General features: G+C 59.9%; 4 protein-coding genes. 3 read left to right on the top strand and 1 reads right to left on the bottom strand.

Annotated features, from left to right (window positions below; genetic code table 11):
• Window positions 1-1,710 precede the first annotated feature (1,710 nt).
• Complete coding sequence (locus tag O7A61_RS16965; RefSeq protein ID WP_337130786.1) at window positions 1,711-2,007, top strand: hypothetical protein; 297 nt, start codon at window positions 1,711-1,713, stop codon at window positions 2,005-2,007.
• Between the two features lie 1,283 nt (window positions 2,008-3,290).
• Here the strand turns inward: O7A61_RS16965 and O7A61_RS16960 are convergent.
• Window positions 3,291-4,277, bottom strand: a complete 987-nt coding sequence (locus tag O7A61_RS16960) for a transcriptional regulator GcvA (protein WP_442921083.1) — start codon at window positions 4,275-4,277, stop codon at window positions 3,291-3,293.
• A gap of 119 nt (window positions 4,278-4,396) precedes the next feature.
• On the opposite strand from O7A61_RS16960, the gene O7A61_RS16955 reads away from it, so the two are divergent.
• Together O7A61_RS16955 and O7A61_RS16950 are read left to right on the top strand one after the other, a co-directional pair.
• Complete coding sequence (locus tag O7A61_RS16955) at window positions 4,397-4,627, top strand: DUF1127 domain-containing protein (RefSeq protein WP_337130784.1); 231 nt, start codon at window positions 4,397-4,399, stop codon at window positions 4,625-4,627.
• Window positions 4,628-5,682: 1,055 nt separating this feature from the next.
• A complete protein-coding gene (locus O7A61_RS16950) occupies window positions 5,683-6,459 on the top strand; it encodes a hypothetical protein (RefSeq protein ID WP_337130783.1) in 777 nt (258 codons plus the stop codon).
• Window positions 6,460-6,485: the final 26 nt, after the last annotated feature.

The following is a 6,485-nucleotide window of genomic DNA, read 5'->3' as shown; positions in this document are numbered from 1 at the left end:
CCATCAGCCAAATGAGCGATGATCCCCTCATCAGCCTGCCAGCTGTGGCACGCTGATCATCCCGGCCCCTTGCCGGAGAGCGCGGCGACCAAACCGTCAGCTACACCACTCCCTGGGACACGATCTCCTCGATCTTCTTACAGCTCGAGCCTGCGCCTCCTTGCAAGTCATTTAAAGCAGGTTTCGCAGGCTTGGCCGGCGCCGGTTCCTTAGACGCTGCCCGAAGGTGAATGTTGATGGCGTCGTCTCAACGCCTGGCTTAGCTGACCTTGGCGAAGCGGACCTAGCCCTCGCTCACCTTCTCGCGTCTTCGGCATCGCCGAGACCCCAGAACCGGCTATCTCCTGGGTTGAAGAGATACCTACGTCGAGCATATAATGTCCGGCAGTCGCGAGGCCGTCCCCCATGGGGTACCGTGGCCCATGCCTGCAATCAGATCTTCACTTCTCCAGCTTCGTCAGCCCAGACCTGCGTGCTTCGTCCGCGCTCGCTCGTTGGATGGGTCGGCGCTCTGTCGAGTTTTGTGCACGCGCGCCACTGCGCGGCGATGGACTCCGCGTTAATTGGCGCCACGGTGTGATCGGCGGAGCTCTGCCGGATCGTAATCACTGCCCAGAGGCATTCCGGACAAGCCGCTGCAAAACGGGAGCTGCCGCCATTCGAACCAGCCGAAGAATACCAGGTGCCCGCATGGTGGCATAAAAGCCGTCCGGAGGGAGCTGGCGGGCCAAGCGTTCGGCTCCCGCATTTACCGGTTCGGACGATCCTCTGCGATAACGTTGTAGAGCACACAGCACGCCAACAACGAGACGACGCCGCCTAAGAGATCACTGGCCGTCAAACCAGAAAAATAGACGAATTCAAACGCTGACACGGTCGGCCCTCTACCTTGTGAAATCCACCAAGATAGAACCGACAAGGAACTATGATGTTCCATGCGTCATTTCGGGACCAGATGCTGGCACCGGTCTTGCACCGAAGAGATCGCCGGTACTCCTCCACCGGTCCTGATGGGGATCAGGACTAAACTTTGCGAGGCTAGAGGATTTGGGGTTTCTCGCTCGCCGATCTTACGTTCAACTGATGCGATGACGCCATACCGCGAGCGGGACCGCTACGGCGCGTTCGCCGTTCAGCTGCTCATCAATGCCGCCTTTAGCCCGCCATTGGCCTGGGAGTCTCTGTAGGCCGTACGCTCGCCCGTTACGTCGGCCCGCCTTGCCACGCTTATAACGTACCGAAGGGGGTATTTGCACTGTTTCTAATATAAGCCAATGATAAGCCCGCCGGGAGGATCTCCGGCAGGACCCGGCTGCCGTAAGGTCCCTCCAAACCCTCCGTGGCAGCCGGGTCGCCTCTTCGGAACGGCCAAGCCAGGTTCGAGTTTGGGGATAAGGTCGACAAGACCGGCCTGTGGCTCAAGCCGGAGGCCCTTTTTCGCGCTAGAGCATGGCGGCAAACACTACGTGTGGACCGAAGACGAAGGGGATTCATTGACGTTCAGGTCAGCGCCCCTGGTGGCATCACGCTCGCAAGCCCGGCTGACGCTCCGAAGAAGAAGTAAGAATCGCGCAGAGTGCGCCAGCACGTACTCGGGCGCCGGCGCCACCATTTCTCCGGGATGAACTCGACGCCGGCCGCTGCCCGGCAGCTTTAGGCTACCGGGCCTTTTTTATAGATCTGGCCAAAATCTCGTCAGTAGTCGCTGCCTTGCACGACGACGCGATGATGGTGGCGGTGATGACGGGAGGTTTTGACGACCACGGCGGTGGTGGAGTGGCGATAATGGCGTCTGCCGTGATCGTAGAAAGCGACCCTGCCGTGGTGGCGGTGATGGAGGCGGTGCCCATCTTTGATAACGATCGCGGTACCGTGGTGATGATGCCTGTGATGCGTCCTGACGACGACATCAGCTTCGGCAGCGGATGCAACAGCCGGAGCGGCGATGCAGAACGCCAGGGCGGCGAAGAGCATGGTTTTCATTGCGAAGATCCCTGTTTGGTTTAATTACCCCTTCGCGCCGTTAACTTCCTGCCGGCGGACTTTGTTCCGGAGTCACCCCGGTGATTCAGGACATAGTGAATGTTTTGCAGTTTCGGCGACATTTCTGAGTCAGCCAGCGCTTTCGGTGCCCGTTTATTGCGCGGTCATGGGGAGGGTGAGCGTCCGAGCTTGAACCCTCTCCAGGCACTGAACCGGGATGGCGGGCCAAGTCCCCCTAGCGCATTGCGTCTCGGTAACGCCCACAGCGGCCTCGCCTTGCACGCTGGCCGCTTGCGTGGCCGAAGATCCCAGAAGGAATGTTTGCGTTAGGAGCGCCGAGAAGGCGGCAACTTGAAGGAGCACGGCGGCAAAGGCAATTTTCTTGAGCATGCGAGAGAACGCCTGTTGATGCCGGCCGGTTCCGTACGTGTCGGGTCGGTCAAACATTCAGCGAGAGGAACACATATTCCCCGCGCGGCGATTTCTTCATTCTGAGGCCCACCATGTCCAAAACCAGCGCTGATGCGATTCGCAACCGAGTGACGTTTTACATCACGTGCGGTCTTCCCATTTGCAATCATTCGCTCCAGATCGACTTGCAGGCGCTAGGCGCCCGCCTGGGGCTCGACCATGCGCCATGCATGGTGTTCCGCTGCGGTCAGTGCAAGGAGGTGGGAGGGGCCCGCGGCCGGTATTCTTCACCTGCATCCCAGGCCCGCTTCTCCGCCAGAGAGCGGGCCCACACGCAATTGGCAATCCAGGTCTGCGCGAGCCGCCCGGCCGAGCACCGCGCCGCACGACTATGCGCTCAGCGTCGTGCCGACGAATCCACCGCAAACCTTGTACCGCTTCGCTGTGTTTGGCGATTACGGCTACACCGACGTCTCCGGCGAGAAGGCCATTTCGGCGATGGTCCATGCCGAAACGTCGATTTCATTCTCACGGTCGGCGACAACGTGTAGGCGCCGCAGCTGCTGGATGCTGCAGTCGGCCAGCAATACCAGACTACATCGGCAACTAGCAGGGCGCGTACGGGAGCGGCAGCAGCATCAAACCGCTTCTTTTGCACCGGGAGTCGGCGAGACGGCCGCCGGACTTTCAGGAAAATTTCCAGGCGGCGCCCTTGATATTGCCTGTGGTCGGTTTTGTACTCACCAAATCGCGTCCTGAGCCCAGAGCGGAGCTGCTCCTTGAAGTAAAAGGCGGCTTTCATGCGCGGCCATGCCGAGGCGGACCGTTCGCTTTCGGCCCAAAATCCGGTCCTTTCATAGCATCGGTTGAACAGCAGGTTTGCGCCACAGCGCCTCTTAAATCGGCGTTGGCCCGAATTGCTGCTTCCGGTCGGTACCGGATGCTCGGCCGCTAGGCGTTCGCGATTTGGAAGTACTACATGGAGCGAGCGTCTTGAGGCGACGTAGGTCATCTGCGGCCTCGGCCAAGAGCCAGTCGCGGAATGTCGTGACTTTGGGCAGCATCGACGTCGCCTTGGGACAGACGATCCAGTAGGTCTTGGACAATCGCAGAGCCGTGGCGAACGGCCTGACAAGGCGCCCGTTGATGAGATCCCACGCCGCAAGGGTGGTGCGGGCGAGTGCAACGCCCTGGCCGTCGACAGCGGCGTCTATAACCATGCTGGCGCGGTTCAAGACCGGTCCGTGGGAAAGTTCGGCATCGACCACGCCAGCGGCCTTGAGCCATTGCGACCAGTCCTTTCGGTCATCAAGATGCAGCAACGGAAATTTCAGCACATCGGACGGCTCGCGCATCCGCTGGTGCAGTCTGGGACTGCAGACCGCGAACAGTTCCTCGGAGCACAGGTGGACAACGTCATGCCCCACCCAGTTCCCATCGCCATGCCGCACCGCAAGATCGACATCCTCTCTGGCGAAGTCGACGTGATGCATGGTTGCGGAAATCCTGAGATCGATGGCTGGATGCGTCTCCGCAAACCGGCCAAGGCGGATGACCAACCATTTGGCGGCAAAGTCGGGCGACGTGCTGACCGTCAGCGCTCCGGCCCGTGATAGATGCTGGATGCGCTGCGTGCCGAGACTTATACGGTCAAAGGCATCGCGCACCACCTCCAGATAGGAGAGCCCGGCCCGTGTGATGCTCAGCTTTTGACGTTCGCGATCGAACAGCCTGATGCCCAATTCGAGCTCGAGCGCCTTCACCTGATGGCTCACCGCGCCCTGGGTCACGGACAGCTCTTCCGCAGCCCTGGTGAAGCTCTCATGGCGTGCCGCCGCCTCGAAGGCTTTGAGGGCATTTAGCGATGGCAACCGGCGAGCCAATTTCGCACCACGTCATGAGAAAAATTGGGGCTAGCACGAGAAACCATGCTTTGCACACGCCAGTAGATTGAGGCATTCCAGCGCCAGAGGTCAATATGGATGCGGCGAAAGGATGAGAAATGTTCAATCACCCGCTGACCGAAGCGCGGAGGCCCTTGTCGTCACTGCCGACATATGTCCGTCACATCGCCAACAATGTGACAGGAGCGATTGTGATGGTATCGCGCTGGATCCAACTCCACTGCCAACGCGAACAATTGGCCGAGCTCGAAGACCATCAGCTTGCAGACCTGGGTCTTACTCGTACTCAGGTTCGGAACGAATGTGCAAAATGGCCTTGGCAGGCCTAACGCCAGAGGGCGATATGAGTGATGGCGGTCTCGGTCGACGCGTGGCCGTGGCGCCCATGATGGACGGGCGTATAATGCAATGTATCAGGCAGTTACGGGAGGTCGTGTGCGAAAATCGCACACGAAAGTTCGCTTCTCTTCTTTTTCGTTCTCACGACGGACAGACCATTCTCCTCTCGACGATATTAACCGCTCCAATGCTGATGTTCACCGGATATCCGAGAACCGCATTGCCCGCCGCGGCGTCCAGTTGCTTGGGGTTCCTGGAAGCTTTTCAAACTTTCTGGGTTGCGCCTCAGCCCGGATTGCGTGTGCTTATGGGAGAATTTCTGTAGGGTCGGTCGTTTGCAAGCTCGCGCTCTGATCCAGCGCGTGCGGTTCGTTTTGCGCTCGTGTTTTGCCAGGAACAGAGGTCGTCCGTTGCTCAGCAGCGCGAGTGCGTCGCTTCTAAAGCGTGGGGAGACACGAAAGCCAAGGTGTCCATCGTGGCTCGCCGCGGATCTTGTCGATGAGCCCCATGCCGGGGAGTGGCTTGTAGATCGGAATCTGCCTACCGCGGTATTGACGATATTTGGACGGGCCGTGCTCGTCGCGCTCCTGCACATCCTTGAGCGTCGCACGAATGTCGCCTGAGCCCAAGCTGTCGTCATAGATTGTGACCTCATAGGTGTCGCCCGTCCGTTCCTCTGGGGAGGGGGGATATTCCGGCGACGGTCAGTCGCGTAGTGAACCGATACAGTGGATCGTCATCATCCGAGTTCCGAGCGGACTGCGGCGTGTAGACATTGTGGTTGACGGCAGCTTCGACGCTCGCCTCGCATCGATGGTTGATGGCTTGAGAACCATCCACCCAACCTTTGCGCATCGTAGCCCAGATCAGGCGACACATTGAGGTTGCCGCGAATGCTGCTGCGACTCGGCTATCGCGCAGCAGCTGAAGCGGCTGCCGTAGCACTGCTTCTCGGGTCACTTATGGGGACCGAAATTTGAATGAGCGAACTAACATATTGATTTTGCTGGTACGCCCAAGGGGCGTGACGGTTCGGGCCAGAACAATGACCAATCTGCAATCGTGGGAGTTTTCGAGCCAAGCGGTCCGTAGCAGCATCGCCGCGAAAAGTTGCAACTTCCCCCGGGGCCGTCGGCTTTTCCACGCACCGTTGAGGTGCCGACCGCTGGGCTCCGGTGTTGGGCAAAAGCGTAAGAATTCCCATTTTTCGGTCGGCGCCGGTTGCCGCCCGCCGAAGTCACATTCCCAAGGTTTGGCCTGCATCCAGGCGAAGGAAAGCCGCCGAGGAATTGCTGCGCACTGCGTCCTGGAAAGCGTCGACGGCCGAGCCGTGCGTCACATCGACCAAGAGATCCGCGGCGCGCTCAACCTCGTCGGCGGCGCGGTCAATGCGCTCAAGGCGCTTAGCCAGCCTCTCATGCAGCATCGCAAGCCGAGCGGCTCGGTGGAGATCGGCGCGCTCTTCGTAGTTCGAGTCAAGTGGTTCGAACAGCATCGTCATGGTAGCGGCTCCTCAACGCACGCTTGTGGGTGGAGCGATTTTCAGCAGACGCCGACGGGCGGCTTTCGCGCGCGCTTGCCCGGCTCGTATGCGGCTGCAAAGGGCAAGGCTGATCGCAATCCCGTGATTGTCGTCGAGCATCGCCTTTGCCTGCTTGACGGAGAACTCGGCTCGCTTGACGCGCTGCCTGGCCGCGGCCATTTCCAGAACTGTAAGGTCAACCATTTTTCGGCACCCTTTCGGTTTGCCATCCCTTCGCAGAATCAACAGGCGCCGGCAGCATTGGTTCCTGCGGCGCCGGCGCACAGGTGGGCGTCGTGAGTGGCTGAGCGTAAAGTCGGCCGGCC

This window comes from Mesorhizobium sp. Cs1321R2N1 (assembly GCF_037179725.1).
In the GTDB taxonomy this organism is placed as follows: domain Bacteria; phylum Pseudomonadota; class Alphaproteobacteria; order Rhizobiales; family Rhizobiaceae; genus Mesorhizobium; species Mesorhizobium salmacidum.
This window is presented reverse-complemented; position numbering and strand designations above follow the sequence as displayed.